We start from the raw sequence: 685 nt of genomic DNA on the forward strand, positions 1-685 counted from the left end.
AGTCGAGGGCGTCGTCCTGCACGAAGCAGCCCTCCATCTGAGTGGGCAGCGGCGTGGCGAAGCCCAGGGCGACGGCCCAGGTCGGTTCCATCGCGACGCTGGCGGCGACGGCCGCGAGCTTCGGTGCGGCGGCCAGCAGCAGCTCGCGCAGCAACGGTTGGAAGCGCCGCTTGACCGCCATCGACTCGGGCCGAGCAGGCGCGCGTGCTGCAGCATGTCCTGCTCGCTGGCGCGGGTATGCACCATGCTGCGCAACGCGTCGTCGAACAGCACCAGTTCGTAGATGCCGGTGCGGCCGCGATAGCCGATGCCGCGGCAACCCTGGGCTGGCCAGCCACGGTGGCCAGGTCACCCTGATCGATGTAGTCGACGAGGGCATTGCCGTGTTGCAGTTCGGCGGCGGTTGCCAGGGTTGCGGGTACGCCTGGCGCCCTTCGTTGCAGGCGATGCGCACCCGCTCGATGACTTCCAGGCTAAGGCTGTCGGCGATCACAAGGGTGTTCACCGGCGTGCGTCCGGGCGTCAGTTCGTCGAGGATCGTGGTGTCGATATGGGCGTAGGCGATATTGGCCTGGGTCGGGGGGTTGGGTGTGGCGGTATTGATCAACTGGTGGGGGCAAAGCCGGCCGTCGTTGCCATTCTGCCGCAGCGCCTGCCGTTGCTGCACGCCGATGGGGTGCTGCTG

The 685-nt window shown here is 68.0% G+C and carries 4 pseudogenes; 1 reads left to right on the forward strand and 3 read right to left on the reverse strand.

Annotated features, from left to right (window positions below):
* Together U8L64_RS00100 and U8L64_RS20100 are read right to left on the reverse strand one after the other, a co-directional pair.
* A pseudogene (locus U8L64_RS00100) lies at nucleotides 1–139 on the reverse strand (FAD-dependent oxidoreductase); the annotation flags it as partial.
* A gap of 83 nt (nucleotides 140–222) precedes the next feature.
* Nucleotides 223–273: pseudogene (locus U8L64_RS20100) on the reverse strand (hypothetical protein); the annotation flags it as partial.
* A 44-nt stretch (nucleotides 274–317) separates the two neighbouring features.
* Here U8L64_RS20100 and U8L64_RS00105 point away from each other — a divergent pair.
* Nucleotides 318–419 (forward strand): annotated as a pseudogene (locus U8L64_RS00105) (NifU family protein); the annotation flags it as partial.
* Here U8L64_RS00105 and U8L64_RS00110 read toward each other — a convergent pair.
* Nucleotides 419–685: pseudogene (locus U8L64_RS00110) on the reverse strand (ATP-dependent DNA helicase RecG); the annotation flags it as partial. The pseudogenes U8L64_RS00105 and U8L64_RS00110 sit on opposite strands and share 1 nt — an antisense overlap.

Source organism: Pseudomonas sp. FIP_A4 (assembly GCF_036701605.1).
Lineage (GTDB): Bacteria > Pseudomonadota > Gammaproteobacteria > Pseudomonadales > Pseudomonadaceae > Stutzerimonas > Stutzerimonas phenolilytica.